Origin of the sequence: Achromobacter pulmonis (genome assembly GCF_902859765.1) — a bacterium.
Taxonomy (GTDB): Bacteria; Pseudomonadota; Gammaproteobacteria; order Burkholderiales; family Burkholderiaceae_B; genus Achromobacter; species Achromobacter pulmonis.
On record NZ_CADIJV010000033.1, the window covers coordinates 31,550 to 49,322 of the forward strand.

Below are 17,773 nucleotides of genomic sequence, written 5' to 3' on the forward strand. Positions count from 1 at the left end.
CGCAAGAATAAATGAGGTGCATCCATGGCACGCGTATGCCAAGTGACCGGCAAAGGCCCGATGGTGGGCAACAACGTTTCGCACGCGAACAACAAGACCAAGCGTCGCTTCCTGCCCAACCTGCAATCGCGCCGGTTCTGGGTTGAAAGCGAAAACCGCTGGGTGCGCCTGCGCGTCTCGGCCAAGGCCATCCGCACGATCGACAAGAACGGCATCGACGCCGTGCTGGCCGACATGCGTGCCCGCGGCGAACTGGCCTAATCGGCCCCCCGCCAATCTGACATACTAGGAGCACGACATGGCCAAAGGTATCCGCGAAAAGATCAAGCTCGAGTCGACCGCCGGCACGGGTCATTTCTACACGACCACCAAGAACAAGCGCAACATGCCCGAGAAGATGCTGATCAAGAAGTTTGATCCGGTCGCTCGCAAGCACGTCGACTACAAGGAAACCAAGCTGAAGTAATTCAGCCGGTATCCGGATAGCCAGAAAGGCCCTGCATCGCAGGGCCTTTTTCATTGGCGGAACCTGGCCGGCCGGGCATGGGACCGACCCGCGCCCGCGCCGTTTTCCTTGGCGCAGGGCGCCGCGCATGCTTCAATTGGGCCAAAACTGCAATCGTGTCCTACATTGGCCCGGTTTCGACCGGCCGCTCCTGCCTGCGATATCCGCCCATGTTCCCTGCCTGCCTGCCCCTGCTGCGCCGCGCGCTCGCCCCCGCGCTCCTGGCCCTGGCGCTGACCCCCGCCGCATTCGCCAAAGACACTCCGGACAAGCAACCGCCGATCCGCATCGGCGAAATCAACAGCTACAAGGCCATTCCCGCCTTCCTGGGTCCATACAAGAAAGGCTGGCAACTGGCGCTGGAAGAAATCAACGGCTCGGGCGGCGTCCTGGGCCGCAAGCTGGAGGTGTTCTCGCGCGATGACAACGGCAACCCCGGCGACGCCGTACGGGCCGCGCAGGAACTGCTGGCCCGCGAGAAAGTGGACCTGTTGTTCGGCGGCTTCCTGTCCAACACCGGCCTGGCGCTGACCGACTTCGCCAAGCAGCAGCAGGTGTTCTTCCTGGCCGCCGAGCCCTTGACCGACAAGATCACCTGGCAGGAAGGCAACCGCTACACCTGGCGCCTGCGCCCTTCCACCTGGATGCACGTGGCCGCCCTGGCGCCCAAGGCGCTGGCGCTGCGCAAAAAGCGCTGGGCCATCGTCTATCCCAACTACGAATACGGGCAGTCCGCCGTGGCCACCTTCAAGGCCATGATGAAGTCATTCCAGTCCGATGTGGAATTCGTCGCCGAACAGGCGGTGCCGCTGGGCAAGGTGGACGCCGGCGCGGTCGTGCAGGCATTGGCGGACGCCAAGCCGGACGCCATCTTCAACGTGCTGTTCGCCGCCGACTTGACGCGCTTCGTGCGCGAAGGCAACACCCGCGGACTGTTCGAGAACCGCGCCGTGGTCTCGGTGCTGTCCGGCGAACCGGAATACCTCGAGCCGCTGGGCGCCGACACGCCCACTGGCTGGATCGTCACCGGCTACCCCTGGTACGCCATCGACACGCCGGCCAACAAGACCTTCGTCGAAGCCTACCGCAAGCGCTACAACGAGACGCCCAAGGTCGGCTCGGTGGTCGGCTACGCCTCGCTGATGTCGCTCGCCCAGGGCCTGAAAGCAGCCGGAGAGGTCGATACCGACAAGCTGATCGATGCCTTTGGCGGGTTGAAAGTGGACACGCCCTACGGGCCGATCCAGTACCGCAAGATCGACCACCAGTCGACCATGGGCGTGTACATCGGCATCACCGCGGTCGAGGACGGCAAGGGCGTCATGAAGGACTTCGCCTACATCGACGGCGCGCGCCTGCAGCCGCCCGACGAGCAAGTGCGCAAGATGCGTCCGCACTGATGAGCCTGTCCGGGCTGCTGTCGCAACTGCTCAACGGCTTGGCCGACGCCAGCGCGCTGTTCCTGGTGGCGGCGGGCCTGTCGCTGATTTTCGGCGTCACGCGGGTGGTGAACTTCGCCCACGGCTCGTTCTACATGTTGGGTATCTACCTGGCCTGGAGCTTTACCCGCTATTTCGGCGACGGCCCTGGCTATTGGGCCGGACTGCTGCTGGCGGCGCTGGCCACCGGCCTGATCGGCGCCGCCGCCGAACTGCTGGTCCTCAAGCGCCTGTACCGCGCGCCGGAACTGTTCCAGTTGCTGGCGACCTTCGCGCTGGTGCTGATCATCGGCGATGCGGTGCTGGCCTTCTGGGGCCCGGAAGACCTGTTCGCGGCGCGCGCGCCGGGCCTGTCGGGCGCGGTCGAAATCCTGGGCCGGCGCTTTCCGCAATACGACCTGCTGCTGATCGCCGCCGGCCCGCTGGTGCTGGGACTGCTGTGGCTGCTGCTGATGCGCACGCGCTGGGGCCGCCTGCTGCGCGCCGCCGCCGAGAACCGAGACATGCTGGCCGCGCTGGGCGTGAACCAGGCCTGGCTGTTCACCTCGGCCTTCACCCTGGGCGCCTTCCTGGCCGGGCTGGGCGGCGCGCTGGCCGCGCCGCGCGTGCCGGCCACGCTCGGACTCGACCTGGAAATCATCGCCAGCGCCTTCGTCGTGGTGGTGGTCGGCGGCCTGGGCTCCATCCCCGGCGCCTTCCTCGCGGCCCTGCTGATCTGCGGCGTCAAGGCGCTGTTCGTCTTCGTCGGCCAGGTGCATTTCGGCCCCTGGGAATTCAATCTGTCGAAACTGACCTTGTTGGCCGAATTCGCCGTCATGGCGGTGGTGCTGGTGGCGCGCCCCTGGGGCCTGCTGGGAAAGCCACCGGCGCCCTCGTCGCAGGCGCTGGCGGCCGAGCGCCCCCTGGTCCCCGCCGGCCCGGGCCTGCGGCGCGCCTACGGCGGACTGCTGGCCCTGCTGGCCTTGGCGCCCCTGGCCGCCATGCACGCGCCATACCTGGGCATCCTGCTGATCGAGATCCTGATCGCCGCCCTGTTCGCCGCCAGCCTGCATTTCCTGACCGGCCTGGCGGGCATGACTACATTCGGCCATGCCGCCTGGTTCGGCCTGGGCGCCTATGGCGCCGCCTTGCTGCTGAAACTGGCGGCGCTGCCGATGGAAGCGGCGTTGCTGCTGGGACCGTTCGCCGCCATGTTCGGCGCCGCGGTGTTCGGCTGGTTCTGCGTGCGCCTGTCCGGCGTGTACCTGGCGATGCTGACCCTGGCGGTGGCGCAGATCCTGTGGGCGCTGGCGTATCAATGGGATGACGTGACCGGCGGCAGCAACGGCCTGATCGGACTGTGGCCGTCCACCTGGCTGGCGCGCGGCCCCTGGTTCTACTACTTGACACTGGTCCTGTGCGCCCTCGGCATCGCCTGGTTGCGGCGCCTGGCATTCTCACCGCTGGGCTACGCGCTGCGCGGCGCGCGCGATTCGTCCTTGCGGGCCGAGGCGCTGGGAATGGATACGCGCCGCATCCAGTGGGCCGGCTTCGTCGCGGCGTCGCTGACGGCCGGCATGGCCGGATCGCTGTACGCCTTTTCGAAAGGCAGCATCGCCCCCGATGTGCTCGCTGTCAGCCGCTCGGTCGACGGCCTGGTGATGGTGCTGCTGGGCGGCCTGCAAACCCTGGCCGGCCCGCTGGTGGGCGCGGCCGCCTATACCTGGCTGCAGGACACCGCGGCCCGCGGCACCGAGTACTGGCACGCGGTGCTGGGCCTGGCGATCCTGGCGCTGGTCATGCTGTTTCCCGCCGGCCTGGCGGGCGCGGCCGCGCAATTGCGGCGCAAACACCCATGACGGCCGCCGCCTCCCCCTTGCTGCGGGTCCAGGGACTGCGCAAAGCCTTCGGCGGCATCGACGCGCTGGCGGATATCTCGTTCCAGTTGGAAGCCGGCCACATGCTGGCATTGATCGGCCCGAACGGCGCCGGCAAGTCCACCTGCTTTAACGTGCTGGGCGGACAATTGCGCCCCGACGCCGGCTCAGTCCGGCTGGACGGACAGGAACTGGTCGGCCGAGCGCCCAGCGCCATCTGCCGCCTGGGCGTGGGACGCACGTTCCAGACCGCCGCCACGTTCCGCTCGATGACCGTGCTGGAAAACGTGCAGACGGCGTTGCTCTCGCGCGACCGCCTGCTGTTGCGGCCTTGGCGCCGCGCCGCCTCGCACCGCCCCGACGAGGCGCTGGCGCTACTGGAACAGGTGCATCTGGCCGGCCAGGCCGGCGCCCATTGCGGCGCGCTGGCCTATGGCGAGGTCAAGCGGGTGGAACTGGCGATGGCACTGGCGCATCGGCCCCGATTGCTGCTGATGGACGAACCCACCGCCGGCATGGCCACCAACGAACGCCACGCGCTCATGCGCCTGACCCGCGAACTGGCCGATACCCAACGCATGGCGGTACTGTTCACCGAGCACAGCCTGGATGTCGTTTTCAGGCACGCCGACCGCATCGCGGTCCTGGTGCGCGGCAGCCTGCTGGCCGAAGGGCCGCCCGACCGCATCGCGGCCGATCCGCGCGTCAAGGCGGCCTATCTCGGCAGCGAGGCGCCACCAGCCTGAACAACGCTCAGCCACCGGCCTGCGGGCTGTCCGGCTGGCATTCCCGGAACACCTTGGCGCGACAGCCCGCGCAGATGCCGCGATCCAGGCGGGCGTAGATGGTGTGCAACGCCGTCGCCTTGTCTGGAAACACGTGGTCCTCGCCCAGCCGCTCCAGGAAACCGGTGCGGCGCCACATCGCCAGCACTTCCGGCCGCGGCCGATGGAAATACAGGTCGCCCCCCATCGCGCGGCGCGCGGCCAGCTCATCCTCCCAGACCTGGGCGCCGGCCAGATCGATGAAGTTCATGCTCTTGGCCATCACCAGCAGATGACGCGGCGCATCGGGCGCCGCGCGCAGCGCCTGCAGGCGCTGCGCCACGTGCGCGGCGGCGCCGAAATAAACCGAGCCTTCCATGCGCAGCAGCTTGAGCTGGGGACATTCCGGCAGCGCGTCGGGCTGCTGCTCCAGCACCACGAAGCGGCGTCCCATTCCGCGCGAATCAAAACCCATGGTGCGCATCGCCGGCCGCGAGGTGCGATGCAGGTAGGCCATCAGCGACAGCAAGGTGCCCAGCAGGATCGCCACTTCCATGCGGATGGTCACGGTGGCCGCCAATGTGGCGGCGGCGATGACGGTTTCGGCCCGCTGGCTGCGGAACAATTGGCGCCAGCGCGGCGCATCCAGCAAGGTCCACGCCACCAGCAGCAGCAAGCCGGCAATGGCGGCGTGCGGAATCCGCGCCAGCAGCGGACCGCTCAGCGCCACCAGCAGCATCAGCAGCAACGCCGAGAACACCGCCGCCAGCGGCGTCTTCGCCCCCGCCTCGTAATTGGGCATGGAGCGGTTCAGCGAACCACAGGACAGATAACAGGAAAACAAGCCGCCCACCACATTGGACAGCCCCTGCCCGACGAATTCCCGGTTGGCGTCGATACGCTGGCCCGAGCGCGTGGCCACCGCCTTGGCGATCGAAATGGACTGCGCCAGCGCCACGATGGTCAACGCAAAGGCGAGGCTGAGCAGATCCGGCAAGGCGCGCCAATCGACCCGGGGGATATGGAATGGCGGCCATGGCTGCGCCAGGTCGCCCAGCGCCGGCACGGCGGCGGCGCCGAACCGCGGCGCCATGGCATTGAACACGGCGGCGGCCAGTGTCCCCGCGGCCAGGCCCGCCAGCATGTAGGGCTTGCGTTTGTCCAGCCGCTTGAGCAGCAGCGCCACCGCGATCGTCACCGTGGTCACCAGCAGCGCGCCCCCTTGCACCTGATCCAGGTTGGCCGCCAGGCTGGCCAGCAAGGCGCCCGCGCCGTGCGAGGCGGGCGCCGGCAATCCGAGCGCATCTTTCAAGGCATGGACGGCGATCAGCAGGGCCGCGCCGCTGGTGAAGCCGAACAGCGCCGAGGGCGAGATGAAATGCGCCAACGATCCCAGGCGCAAGGCGCCGACCAGCCACTGCATCAATCCGACCAGCACCGTCACCGCCAGGGCCAGCTCGATATAGCCCGGGCTGCCCGCCACCGCCAGCGGCGTCAGCACCGCGAACAGCGCCAGCGAATTGGCATTGGTGGGGCCGGACATGACGTGGCGGCTGGAGCCGAACAGCGCCGCCACGATACAGGGCACGATGGCGGAATACAGGCCGTACTGCGCCGGCAGGCCGGCCAGCGTGGCGAACGCCACGCCCTGCGGCAGCACCAGCAGGGCTCCTAGCAGCCCCGCGGCCAGATCGGCGCGCAGGGTCGCGGGACCGACTTCCGGCACCCAATCGCCAAACACCCGCACCAGCCACTGCCTGCGTCCCGCCGCCATCATTCCCCGTCCTTGTGTGCTTTTGTTCTTTTCGATGCCCCGGGCACGCTCAGCGCAGGAATTTGCGCTCCAGTTCGCGCATGCCCGCGTCGCCCTGCAGGCCGATGATATCGCGCACCGTGGGCAGGCCGGCATCCACGCCATGGATGCCGCCGTCGGCGCGGATGCGGGCAAAGACCTCGCGCATCGCCCCCACGGCGGCGCGGATCGCGTGGTTGCCGTAGATCACCAGCCCCACCTTGCCCAGGGCCTGGATATCGGCCTCGCGCAACTGCGGGTACGCGGTCGGCACCAACACCAGCGGCACGCGGCCGGACCAGGCCGCGATGAAGGCCAGCACCTCATCCGGCGTGTTCTGCTTGGAATGGATCAGGATGGCGTCGGCGCCGGCGGCCTCGTAGGCGGCCGCGCGCGCCAGCGCCTCGGCCTGGCCGAGCCCCGCGATCAACGCCTCGGTACGGGCGATGACGCAGAAATCCGGATCGCGCCGCGCGGCGCAGGCCGCCTCGATCTTGCCCTGGAACTCGGCCACGCGCACCAGTTCCTGGCGGCCGCCGGCGCGCAGGCTGGTGTCCTTGGGAAAGGTCTTGTCTTCCATCACCACCGCCGACACGCCCGCCGCCTCGTATTGCGGCACGCTGTACGCGACATTGATGGCATTGCCGAAACCCGTGTCGATATCGGCAATGACCGGCACATCGACGGCCGCCGCGATGGCCCGCATCATCTCCAGGTGCAGGCCCGCCGACAGGATGTTGGCGTCCGGCACGGCATAGCTGGCCGACAGCTCGAAACCGCTGCCCCAGATCGCATCGAACCCTGCCTCGGCCGCCAATTTGGCGGACAGCGGATTGTGCGCCGACATGGCGTGCATCAGGGTAGCGTGCTGCAACTGCTGGCGAAAACGTGTGTGGCGGGGCATGGCGTGGCGGCCTGTTAACCCGGCGCGAAAGGCGCCGGCAGGGACCATTTAACACGAAAAAGCGCCGCGCCCGGTACGCGGGACGGCAATGCGCCGCTCAGCCCGCGCCGCCGCCGCGCCGCGCCTTCATCGCCCGGCTGATCAAAGCCAGCGCGTCGTCGGAAACCAGGCGCGCGGCCAGCGGCAACAGTTCGTCTTCTTCGCGCCGGATATGCTCGGCATAGGCGATCGCGAATGCCTCCACCTGCGCCGCCGGCAATTCGGCGGGATGACCCGCGGCAACCGCTTCCAGTATCTGCCGCAGCGGCGCCCACAGCGCCGCCAGGCGTTCATGGTCGGCCACCAGGCCGTCCACCAAGGCATGCAGGCAGACCGCGTCCGAGCCGGCCATGGCTTCGATCAGGGCCGGGAACAAGTCCTCTTCCTCGTCCTCATGGTGGTGCTGTGCGGCAGTCTGGAAATAGCGCATGACGGCCGCGGCCGCGACCTGGGCCGCCTCGTCGCTGCCATGCGCCGGCAGGTGCACGGCCAGCCGCCGCAACGTCTCGCACTGGCGCGCAATGCGGCCATGGCAGGCCGACAGCAGGCCCAGCGGATCATCGGGGGTCGGCGCCGCCGCCGGGCCGCCGGGAAAACTCACTGCCATGGCACACCTCTCACTCAGCCTGAGTGGCCGCGCCACCACAGGCGAATCGAATCCCAGGCGCGGCCGGCCAGGCCGGCCTCGGCCACCGGTTCAAGCGCCACCACCGGAAACTGCATGGCGGGCTTGCCGTCGACCATCACGCGCAGCGAGCCGACCGGAGACTGGGCCGCGATCGGCGCCACCAGCGGGTCCCGCGGCGCCCATACCGGCTCGACCTTGGCGCCGGCCGGCACGGTGACGTAGGCGTCCCGCGCGAAGCCCGCCTTGAGCGTATCGGCCTGGCCCTTCCAGACCTCGGGCGTAGCCACCGCCTGGCCCTTGGCATACAGCTTGATGGTATTGAACCCCTGGAACCCCCATTCCAGCAACTCGCGGCTTTCCTGAGTGCGCAGCTTGTCCGAAGCCGTGCCCACCACCACCGTGATCAGGCGCCGCTGCTCCTTGCCGTTGGGCCGGTGCGCGGTCGCCACGATGCAATACCCGGCCGCGTCGGTATGGCCGGTCTTGAGGCCATCGACGCTGGGATCGAGCCACAGCAGCCGGTTGCGGTTGGGCTGCGTGATGTTGTTATAGGTGTAGGTCTTGGCCGAATCGTAGGTCTTGTACAGCTCGGGGTAATCGCGGATGAAGCGCGTGGCCAGGATCGACAGGTCGCTGACCGTGGAATACGTGCCCGGGTCCGGCAGGCCGTGGGGGCTGGCGAAATGCGTGCCGTGCAGGCCCAATTGCGCCGCGGTGTCGTTCATGCGCGCCACGAACGCCTCGACACTGCCCGACACCGCTTCGGCCAGCGCGATCGCGGCATCATTGCCCGACTGAATCATGAGGCCGCGCAGCAACTGGTCCACCGACACCTTCGAGCCCGGCTCCAGGAACATCTTGGAACTGCCGGGCGGCACCTTCCAGGCGCGCGTCGAGATCGTCACCTTCTGCTCCGGCGACAACTCTTTGTTGTGGATGGCGCCGAACACCACGTACGCCGTCATGATCTTGGTGAGGGAGGCCGGCTCGATCCGGGCGCTGGCCGCGTGCGACGCGATCACCTGTCCGCTGGTTTCATCGAGCAGCAGCCAGGCCTTGGCGGACAGCGCCGGCCGGGGCATGGATTGCGCCATGGCGCCTGAGATACATGCGGTCGCAACGAGCAGGCTCGCCGCCAACTTCTTCATCAACATATGAGGGATTCACTTCCATGCAGGGTAGGAATGGCGCGCCGGCAACGCACGCAGGCTGCCGCAAGGCCGTCCGCGCCGCGCGCCGTCGCGCGGCGCGAAGCATTGGAACACGTTGGCCGCGGATGGTTCAAAACCCCATTGGGCAAGCACTTTGCGCGCGGCGCGCGGCGCTGAAAAAATCGCAGCGATTGTCACCGCATTTTGCAAAACCCCTTGTAGAAGGGGTTTTTCTGCCTGGAAAACAACAAAGATTGCGCGAAAGGCCTTGCGAAAGCGGCTACAACGGCCACTCTTCCGCTATCATCGGGCGCGTAGTGTTAAACGCCGATACCCGGCGCGCGCGCTGCCACATGTCCTCAACATACGGATTTTGACCATGGCCACGAAAGCTAAAGCTCCTGCCAAGAAAGTCACCAAGCCCGCCGCCAAGGCGCCCGCAAAGAAGGCTACCGCCGCCAAGCCCGCCGTGAAGCCGGCTGCCAAGAAGGTCGTCGCTGCCAAGAAGGTCGTCGCCGCCAAGAAGGTCGCCGCCCCCAAGGCCATCAAGGCCGCGCTGAACAAGACCCAACTGATCGCCTACATCGTCGAACAGTCCGGCGTCGAAGCCAAGGCAGTCAAGGCCGTCCTGGCCAGCCTGGAAACCTCGGTGCTGAGCTCCGTGGACAAGAAGGGCGCCGGCGAATTCACGCTGCCCGGCCTGTTCAAGGTTGCCGTGCAGCAGGTCCCCGCCAAGGCCAAGCGCTTCGGCAAGGATCCGTTCACCGGTGAAGAGCGCTGGTTCCCCGCCAAGCCGGCTTCGGTCAAGGTGAAGGTTCGCCCGCTCAAGAAGCTGAAGGACGCCGCGCAGTAATTCCGCACGGATCTTCCGGTCAAACCGGAAAGGGCCTGCCCCGCGAGGGGCGGGCCCTTTCTTTTTTCCTCGCTGTTGCGGCGCCAGTCCGGGCCGGCCCATGGCGCAGCGCATCTGCCCAGGCGATCACGCGCCTTGCCGCATCGATGGCCGCCCTGCTAGAATTTATCTTCACGTAAAGATACTTTATATAAAAACATCATGGACGATCTGGTCGATCTCGTGCTGGCGCAATGGGAGCGCGAATGCCCCAACCTGGACACTTCGCCGATGAGCGTGCTCAGCCGCGTGTTCCGCTTCCACGCTTTCGCCGCGCGCGACGTCGGCCGCGCATTCAAGCGCCACAACCTGCATCAGGGCGAATTCGACGTGCTCGCGACGCTGTATCGCAGCGGCGCGCCGCACGCCCTGAATCCGCAAAAACTGGTTGCCGCGCTGCTGTTGACTTCGGGCGCCATGACCAACCGTCTGGACCGCCTGGAGCAGGCCGGCCTGCTGACACGCGCGCCCAACCCCGAGGATCGCCGCGGCGTCATTGTCGCCCTGACCGCCGAGGGCTTGCGCGTCATCAAGCTGGTTCTCAAGGACTACCTGCGCGAAATCGAAACGCTGCTGCATCCCCTGAACGCCGCCGAACGCCGCCAGATGGCCGGCCTGTTGAAGAAGCTGTTGCTGGCGCACGACCAGGACACGCCTGGCGGCATCGCCGCCTGAACCTTTGCCCACCGCAATATCCGCCTGCCTCACATGAACGCCACACCCGCATGAACGCCACACCCGCCCAAACCGCCCCGCTCACCGCGCCCGTCATCCTGCTGATGTCCGTGGCCACCGGCCTGGCGGTGGCCAGCAACTATTACGCGCAACCGCTGCTGCACACCATCAGCCAGCAGTTCTCCCTGTCCAACGCCACCGCCGGCAGCATCGTCATGATCGCGCAGCTGAGTTACGCGCTCGGCCTGATCCTGCTGGTGCCGCTGGGCGACCTGTTCGAGCGGCGCGGCCTGATCGTGCTGATGACGCTGCTGTCCTCGGGCGGCCTGCTGCTGTCGGCCTTCGCCCCCAATATCCAGATGCTGATGCTGGGCACGGCCGTGACCGGCCTGCTATCGGTGGTGGCGCAGGTGCTGGTGCCATTCGCGGCCACCCTGGCGGCGCCGCACGAGCGCGGCAAGGCGGTCGGCACGGTCATGAGCGGCCTGTTGCTGGGCATCCTGCTGGCCCGCACCGCGGCCGGCGTGCTGGCGGACCTGGGCAGTTGGCGCACCGTCTACTGGGTCGCGGCGATCCTGATGCTGGCCATGTCTTGCGCCCTGTGGAAGGTATTGCCGCGCCACAAGAGCCCGGCGGCCATGAGCTATCCGCGCCTGCTGGGCTCGATCTTCCGCCTGTTCGCCGAAGAACCGCTGCTGCGCGGCCGTTCGCTACTGGGCGGCCTGCTGTTCGCCGCCTTCAGCATGCTGTGGACGCCGCTGACCTTCCTGCTGTCCGGCCCCGACTACGGGTTCAACAACACCACCATCGGACTGTTCGGGCTGGCCGGCGCGGCCGGCGCCTACGCCGCCAACCGTTTCGGACGCCTGGCCGACCGCGGCCTGGGCAACCAGGCCACCCGCATCGGCCTGTGGCTGCTGCTCGCTTCCTGGGGGCTGATGGCCTTCGGCCAGGCCTCGGTGATCGCACTGCTGGCCGGCATCCTGATCCAGGACCTGGCGATCCAGGGCGTCCACGTCACCAACACCAGTTCGCTGTACCGCACCCGGCCCGAGGCCCGCAGCCGCCTGACGGCCGGTTACATGACCAGTTACTTCATCGGCGGAGCCACCGGATCACTGGTATCGTCCTGGCTGTACTCGCATTACGGCTGGCCCGGCGTGGTCACCGCGGGCGCGGTTCTGGGGGCCGTGACCCTGGCCTACGGCATGCTGGCGGCCAGCGCCCGCATCCCGGAAATGGCCCCGTCCCCTATCCGCGCCTAGCACCTCCTATAATCAGGGGTTTTGGCCGCCCCCGCGCCTGGCGCGTGGGGGCGGTTCACCCATTTTTCGCCATCGCGCACGAGCCCATGCAGGAACGTTACCTCCCCACTACCGTCGAAGCGGCCGCCCACCAAGACTGGCAGGCCCGCGACGCCTATCTGGTCCATGAACACGCGAAGAACCCGGACGGCTCCGAGAAGCCGAAGTTCTACGCCTGCTCGATGCTGCCTTATCCCAGCGGCAAGCTGCACATGGGCCACGTGCGCAACTACACCATCAACGACATGATGGCGCGCCAGCTGCGCATGCGGGGCTACAACGTGCTGATGCCGATGGGCTGGGACGCCTTCGGCATGCCGGCCGAGAACGCCGCCATCAAGTCCAAGGTGCCGCCGGCCAAATGGACCTACGACAACATCGCCTACATGAAGAAGCAGATGAAGGCGATGGGACTGGCGATCGACTGGTCGCGCGAAATGTGCGCCTGCGACCCCGAGTACTACAAGTGGAACCAGTGGCTGTTCCTGAAGATGCTCGAAAAGGGCGTCGCCTACCGCAAGACCCAGGTCGTGAACTGGGACCCGGTCGACCAGACCGTGCTGGCCAACGAACAGGTCATCGACGGCCGCGGCTGGCGCTCGGGCGCGCCGGTCGAAAAACGCGAGATCCCCGGCTACTACCTGCGCATCACCGACTACGCCGATGAATTGCTGGGCGCGGTGCAGAATGACCTGCCCGGCTGGCCCGAGCGCGTGCGCCTGATGCAGGAAAACTGGATCGGCAAATCCGAGGGCCTGCGCTTCGCCTTCCCGCACCAGATCGCCGGCCAGGACGGCCAATTGATCCAGGACGGCAAGCTCTACGTCTTCACCACCCGCGCCGACACCATCATGGGCGTGACCTTCTGCGCCGTGGCGCCGGAACACCCCCTGGCGACCCACGCCGCGCAGTCGAACCCGGCGCTGGCCTCCTTCATCGAACAATGCAAGCTGGGCGGCACCACCGAGGCCGAACTGGCCACGCGCGAAAAGGAAGGCCTGCCCACCGGCCTGTTCGTGACGCATCCGGTCACCGGCGACCAGGTCGAGGTCTGGGTCGGCAACTACGTGCTCATGACCTACGGCGACGGCGCCGTGATGGGCGTGCCCGCTCATGACGAGCGCGACTTCGCCTTTGCCAAGAAGTACAACCTGCCGATCCGCCAGGTCGTGGATGTGGCCGGCAAGGCCTATTCCACCGACGCCTGGCAGGAATGGTACGGCGACAAGCAGAGCGGCCGCACCGTCAACTCCGGCAAGTACGACGGCCTGTCGCACAAGGAAGCCGTGGACGCCATTGCCGCCGACCTGGGCGCGCAAGGCCTGGGCGAAAAGCAGACCACCTGGCGCCTGCGCGACTGGGGCATCTCGCGCCAGCGCTACTGGGGCACCCCGATCCCCATCATCCATTGCCCGGACTGCGGCCCGGTGCCGGTCCCCGAAAAGGACCTGCCGGTAGTGCTGCCGGACGACCTGATCCCGGACGGCAGCGGCAACCCGCTGGCCAAGAATGAAGCCTTCCTGTCGTGCGCCTGCCCCAGCTGCGGCAAGCCGGCACGCCGCGAGACGGACACGATGGACACCTTCGTGGACTCGTCCTGGTACTTCATGCGCTACACCTCGCCGGGCAACGACAACGCCATGGTCGACGCCCGCAATGACTACTGGATGCCGATGGACCAGTACATCGGCGGCATCGAGCACGCGGTCCTGCACCTGCTGTACGCGCGCTTCTGGACCAAGGTCATGCGCGACATGGGCCTGTTGAACTTCGACGAGCCCTTCACCAAGCTGCTGTGCCAGGGCATGGTGCTGAACCACATCTACTCGCGCAAGAACGCCCAGGGCGGCATCGAGTATTTCTGGCCCGAGGAAGTCGAAAACGTCTATGACGCGCGCGGCGCCATCACTGGCGCCAAGCTCAAGGCCGACGGTTCCGACGTGACCTATGGCGGCGTGGGCACGATGTCCAAGTCCAAGAACAACGGCGTCGATCCGCAATCGCTGATCGACACGCTGGGCGCCGACACGGCCCGCCTGTTCGTCATGTTCGCCAGCCCGCCCGAACAGACCCTCGAATGGTCCGATTCCGGCGTCGAAGGCTCGAACCGCTTCCTGCGCCGCCTGTGGTCCATCAGCTATGCGCAACGCGACGCCGTTGCCCGCGGCCTGGCCGCCGGCGCCGACTGGACCGATGCGCCCGCCGCCGTCAAGGACCTGCGCCGCGAGGTCTACAGCCTGCTCAAGCAAGCCGATTACGACTACCAGCGCATCCAATACAACACCGTCGTGTCGGCATGCATGAAGATGCTCAACGCCATCGACGACGCCAAGCTGGCGCAAGGCGCGCATGCCGACGCCGCCTACGCCGAAACGCTGGGCGTGCTGCTGCGCGTGCTGTACCCGGTGGTGCCGCACATCACCTGGCACCTGTGGCGCGACCTCGGCTACGCAAACGAGCTGGGCGACCTGCTCGACGCGCCGTGGCCGCACGTCGACGAAGCCGCGCTGGTGGCGGACGAAATCGAACTGATGCTGCAGGTCAACGGCAAGCTGCGCGGCTCGATCCGCGTCGCCGCCAAGGCCGCCAAGGAAGACATCGAGAAGCTCGCCGCCGCCCAGGATGAAGTCGCCCGCTACCTGGAAGGCCGCCCGCCCAAGCGGGTCATCGTGGTTCCGGGCAAACTGGTCAACGTCGTAGGCTGATGAGGTCAAGCATGTACTTCGCCGGGCAACAAACGCAATCCCCCCGCCAATCCTGGCTGCTGCGCGGCGCCTGCCTGGCGCTGTTCATGCTGATCTCGGCCTGCGGTTTCACGCTGCGTGGGGTCACGCCGCTGCCGTTCGATACCCTGTACATCGGCATTCCCGACAACACCCAATTCGGCGCCGACGTGCGCCGCGCGCTGCGCGCGGCGTCGCCGAACACCAAGCTGGTGCCCGTGCCCAAGGATGCGCAGGCCATCCTGCAGCAGGTCTCCAACGAGCGCACGCTGCGCGAAGTCTCGCTGAACGCGCAGGGCCGGGTGGAAGAATACGAGCTCGGCATCAACTACACCTTCCGCCTGATCGATGCCGAGGGCCGCGCCCTGATCCCGGACACCACGCTGTCGATCTACCGCGAAATGCCGTACGACGACCAGATCGTCCAGGCCAAGCAAGGGCAGATCGAAACGCTCTACAACGCCATGCAACGCGACTTGGTCTCGCGCCTGCTGCGCCGCATGACCGCGCCGGAAGTGCGCAAGGCATTCGAGAACCGCGAGCAGCGGGGCGAGGACGGCGAGACCCCGCTGTTCGACCCGACCGCGCCGATGCCGCACAGCACCCCGGCCCCGTGGCAGACGCCGTCCACCACGGACCCGGCCTACACCCGCTGACCGATGGCACACCCCCTGGACGCGGATCGCCTGGCCGACCACCTGCAGCGGGCAGGCGACCGCCTCGCCCCGCTGTATACGGTATCGGGCGACGAGCCGCTCCTGGTGACCGAAGCCGTGGACGCGCTGCGCGCCGCCGGCCGCAACGCGGGCTACACCGAACGCCTGTCGATGGTGATGGACGCGCGCAGCGACTGGAGCGCGGTTATCGCCGCGACCCAGAGCGTGTCGCTGTTCGGCGACCGCCGCATCCTCGAACTCAAGATTCCCACCGGCAAGCCCGGCAAGTCCGGCGCGGACACGCTGGCGCGGCTGGCCGAGCAGGCTGAAAAACAGGCCGACAATCCCGATACCCTGATCCTGGTCGCCCTGCCGCGCCTGGACAAGGCCACCCGCGAAAGCCGCTGGATGCAGGCCTTGAGCCGCGGCGGCATGACGGTCGACATCGCCAATGTCGAACGCGGCCGCCTGCCCGCCTGGGTCGGCCAGCGCCTGGCGCGCCAGAACCAGCGCGCCGACAACGCCACGCTGCAGTGGATGGCCGACAAGGTCGAAGGCAACCTGCTGGCCGCGCACCAGGAAATCCAGAAACTCGGCCTGCTCTATCCCGAAGGCCAACTGGCGGCCGAAGACGTCGAGCGCGCCGTGCTCAATGTCGCCCGCTACGACGTGTTCGGCCTGCGCGACGCCATGTTGGCCGGCGACATCGCCCGCACCATCCGCATGATCGACGGCCTGCGCGCCGAAGGCGAAGCCCTGCCGCTGGTCCTGTGGGCGGTGGGCGAAGAGATCCGCCTGCTGGCGCGCGTGGCCGAAGCCCGCAGCCTGGGCCAGGACGTCAACGGCCTGATGCGCCGGCTGCGCATCTTCGGCGCCCACGAACGCCTGGCGTTGCAGGCGCTGGGCCGGGTCCGTCCCGACGTCTGGCCCGCCGCGGTGCAACATGCGCACGAGGTCGACCGCCTCATCAAGGGCTTGTCGGTGCCAGGCAGACTGTCCGACCCCTGGGAAGAAATGACCCGCCTGGCCCTGCGCGTGGCCGCGGCCGGCACACGACCGTGATGGCGGCCCCGGCCGCCTCGTCCTCCCGGCCACGGGCCGGATAAACTATCCCCATCCGCCAGCGGCTTTCCGCCGCCTTTTTTTCACTATGAACGACGCCGTCATGTCCTCGTCCTCCATCGAACAAGCCATGTTGACCCTGGGCGAGAATGCGCGCAGGGCCTCACGCGCCATGATGCGCGCCCACAGCGCCGCCAAGAACCAGGCCCTGCTGGCAATGGCCGAGGCACTGGCCGCGAACCAGGCCGAATTGCTGGCCGCCAACGCCAAGGACGTGGCCGCCGCGCGCGCCAACGGCCTGGAGCCGGCCCTGCTCGACCGCCTGACGCTGTCGGAAAAAACCCTGGCCCACATGGCCGAGGGCCTGCGCCAGATCGCCGCGCTGCCCGACCCGGTCGGCAGCATCAGCGCAACCAGCGTGCGTCCCAATGGCATGCGGGTGGCGCAGATGCGCGTGCCGCTGGGCGTGATCGGTATCATTTACGAGTCCCGCCCCAATGTCACCATCGACGCGGCCGCGCTGTGCCTGAAGTCCGGCAACGCCGCCATCCTGCGCGGTGGCAGCGAGGCCTTGCACTCCAATGTGGCGCTGGGCCGCATCGTCCAGCAGGGCCTGGCCGCCGCCGGCCTGCCGCAGGACGCGGTGCAGGTGGTCGCCACGGCCGACCGCGCCGCGGTCGGCAAGCTCATCACCATGACCGAACACATCGACGTCATCGTGCCGCGTGGCGGCAAGGGCCTGATCGCCCGCCTCTCGCAGGAAGCGCGCGTGCCGCTCATCAAGCACCTGGATGGCAATTGCCACGTCTACATCGACGCCGCCGCCGATCCGGACAAGGCCCATGCCATCGCCTTCAATGCCAAGACCTACCGCTATGGCATCTGCGGCGCCATGGAGACCCTGCTGGTGGACGCCGTGGCCGCCGTCTCGATCCTGCCGAGTCTGGCCGCGGCGCTGACCGAGCACGGCGTTGAACTGCGAGGCTGTCCGCGCACGCTGGCGCTGCTGCCGCATGCCAAGCTGGCCACTGACGAAGACTGGGGCACCGAGTACCTGGGTCCGATCCTGGCGATCCGCATCGTTGACTCGCTCGATGACGCCATCGAGCACATTGCGCGCTGGGGCTCCGGCCACACCGACGCCATCGTCACCGAGGACCTGTCCGCCGCGCAGCGGTTCCAGCGCGAGGTCGATTCCAGCTCGGTCTACGTCAACCTGCCTACCTGCTTCGCCGACGGCTACGAATATGGCCTGGGCGCCGAGATCGGCATCTCCACCAACCGGCTGCACGCGCGCGGTCCGGTCGGCCTGGAGGGCCTGACCACGCTCAAGTGGGTACTGACCGGCGAAGGCCAGACCCGCGGCTGAGTCGTCTCTATCAC

General features: G+C 67.6%; 16 protein-coding genes. 12 read left to right on the forward strand and 4 right to left on the reverse strand.

All coding sequences use genetic code 11. The annotated features are described in order from the left end of the window. Positions 1-24: 24 nt before the first annotated feature. From rpmB to HV701_RS22210, 5 genes are all read left to right on the forward strand, one after another. On the forward strand, positions 25-261 hold the full coding sequence (gene rpmB / locus HV701_RS22190; RefSeq protein WP_006390601.1) for a 50S ribosomal protein L28: 237 nt from the start codon (positions 25-27) through the stop codon (positions 259-261). Between the two features lie 37 nt (positions 262-298). Continuing rightward, positions 299-466, forward strand: coding sequence for a 50S ribosomal protein L33 (rpmG, locus tag HV701_RS22195; RefSeq protein WP_003810296.1), 168 nt, complete (start codon positions 299-301; stop codon positions 464-466). A gap of 209 nt (positions 467-675) precedes the next feature. Continuing rightward, on the forward strand, positions 676-1,905 hold the full coding sequence (locus HV701_RS22200) for an ABC transporter substrate-binding protein (protein WP_175135168.1): 1,230 nt from the start codon (positions 676-678) through the stop codon (positions 1,903-1,905). Further along, positions 1,905-3,782, forward strand: coding sequence for an ABC transporter permease (locus HV701_RS22205; protein ID WP_175135169.1), 1,878 nt, complete (start codon positions 1,905-1,907; stop codon positions 3,780-3,782). Before HV701_RS22200 ends, HV701_RS22205 begins: the two co-directional genes overlap by 1 nt. Next, positions 3,779-4,546, forward strand: a complete 768-nt coding sequence (locus tag HV701_RS22210) for an ABC transporter ATP-binding protein (protein ID WP_175135170.1) — start codon at positions 3,779-3,781, stop codon at positions 4,544-4,546. Before HV701_RS22205 ends, HV701_RS22210 begins: the two co-directional genes overlap by 4 nt. Positions 4,547-4,553: 7 nt before the next feature. Here HV701_RS22210 and HV701_RS22215 read toward each other — a convergent pair whose 3' ends face one another. The 4 genes from HV701_RS22215 to HV701_RS22230 form a co-directional block, all read right to left on the reverse strand. Beyond that, positions 4,554-6,338, reverse strand: coding sequence for a SulP family inorganic anion transporter (locus tag HV701_RS22215; RefSeq protein ID WP_175135195.1), 1,785 nt, complete (start codon positions 6,336-6,338; stop codon positions 4,554-4,556). Positions 6,339-6,387: 49 nt separating this feature from the next. After that, a complete protein-coding gene (locus HV701_RS22220; protein WP_175135171.1) occupies positions 6,388-7,260 on the reverse strand; it encodes a phosphonopyruvate hydrolase in 873 nt (290 codons plus the stop codon). Between the two features lie 97 nt (positions 7,261-7,357). After that, positions 7,358-7,906 carry a hemerythrin domain-containing protein gene (locus tag HV701_RS22225; RefSeq protein ID WP_175135172.1) on the reverse strand — a complete coding sequence of 183 codons (549 nt, stop codon included), beginning with the start codon at positions 7,904-7,906 and terminating at the stop codon, positions 7,358-7,360. A gap of 14 nt (positions 7,907-7,920) precedes the next feature. Further along, on the reverse strand, positions 7,921-9,081 hold the full coding sequence (locus HV701_RS22230) for a D-alanyl-D-alanine carboxypeptidase family protein (RefSeq protein WP_175135173.1): 1,161 nt from the start codon (positions 9,079-9,081) through the stop codon (positions 7,921-7,923). Positions 9,082-9,457: 376 nt separating this feature from the next. Here HV701_RS22230 and HV701_RS22235 point away from each other — a divergent pair, with 376 nt between their 5' ends. The 7 genes from HV701_RS22235 to HV701_RS22265 all read left to right on the forward strand — a co-directional run bounded on the left by HV701_RS22235 (position 9,458) and on the right by HV701_RS22265 (position 17,759). Beyond that, positions 9,458-9,931 (forward strand): HU family DNA-binding protein, encoded by a 474-nt coding sequence (locus HV701_RS22235; protein WP_175135174.1) that lies wholly within the window; start codon positions 9,458-9,460, stop codon positions 9,929-9,931. Positions 9,932-10,132: 201 nt separating this feature from the next. Further along, the gene (locus HV701_RS22240) at positions 10,133-10,645 is read left to right on the forward strand and encodes a MarR family winged helix-turn-helix transcriptional regulator (RefSeq protein WP_175135175.1); all 513 of its coding nucleotides are present in this window, start codon (positions 10,133-10,135) and stop codon (positions 10,643-10,645) included. 50 nt (positions 10,646-10,695) lie between these two features. Further along, positions 10,696-11,910 carry an MFS transporter gene (locus HV701_RS22245; protein WP_175135176.1) on the forward strand — a complete coding sequence of 405 codons (1,215 nt, stop codon included), beginning with the start codon at positions 10,696-10,698 and terminating at the stop codon, positions 11,908-11,910. Positions 11,911-11,996: 86 nt separating this feature from the next. Beyond that, positions 11,997-14,654: a leucine--tRNA ligase gene (gene leuS / locus HV701_RS22250; protein WP_175135177.1), complete on the forward strand. Its 2,658-nt coding sequence runs from the start codon at positions 11,997-11,999 to the stop codon at positions 14,652-14,654. A gap of 11 nt (positions 14,655-14,665) precedes the next feature. Further along, positions 14,666-15,328: an LPS-assembly lipoprotein LptE gene (locus HV701_RS22255; RefSeq protein WP_175135178.1), complete on the forward strand. Its 663-nt coding sequence runs from the start codon at positions 14,666-14,668 to the stop codon at positions 15,326-15,328. Positions 15,329-15,331: 3 nt separating this feature from the next. Further along, positions 15,332-16,390, forward strand: a complete 1,059-nt coding sequence (gene holA / locus HV701_RS22260; RefSeq protein ID WP_175135179.1) for a DNA polymerase III subunit delta — start codon at positions 15,332-15,334, stop codon at positions 16,388-16,390. An 88-nt stretch (positions 16,391-16,478) separates the two neighbouring features. Beyond that, positions 16,479-17,759 carry a glutamate-5-semialdehyde dehydrogenase gene (locus HV701_RS22265; protein ID WP_175135180.1) on the forward strand — a complete coding sequence of 427 codons (1,281 nt, stop codon included), beginning with the start codon at positions 16,479-16,481 and terminating at the stop codon, positions 17,757-17,759. The last annotated feature ends 14 nt before the right edge of the window (positions 17,760-17,773 follow it).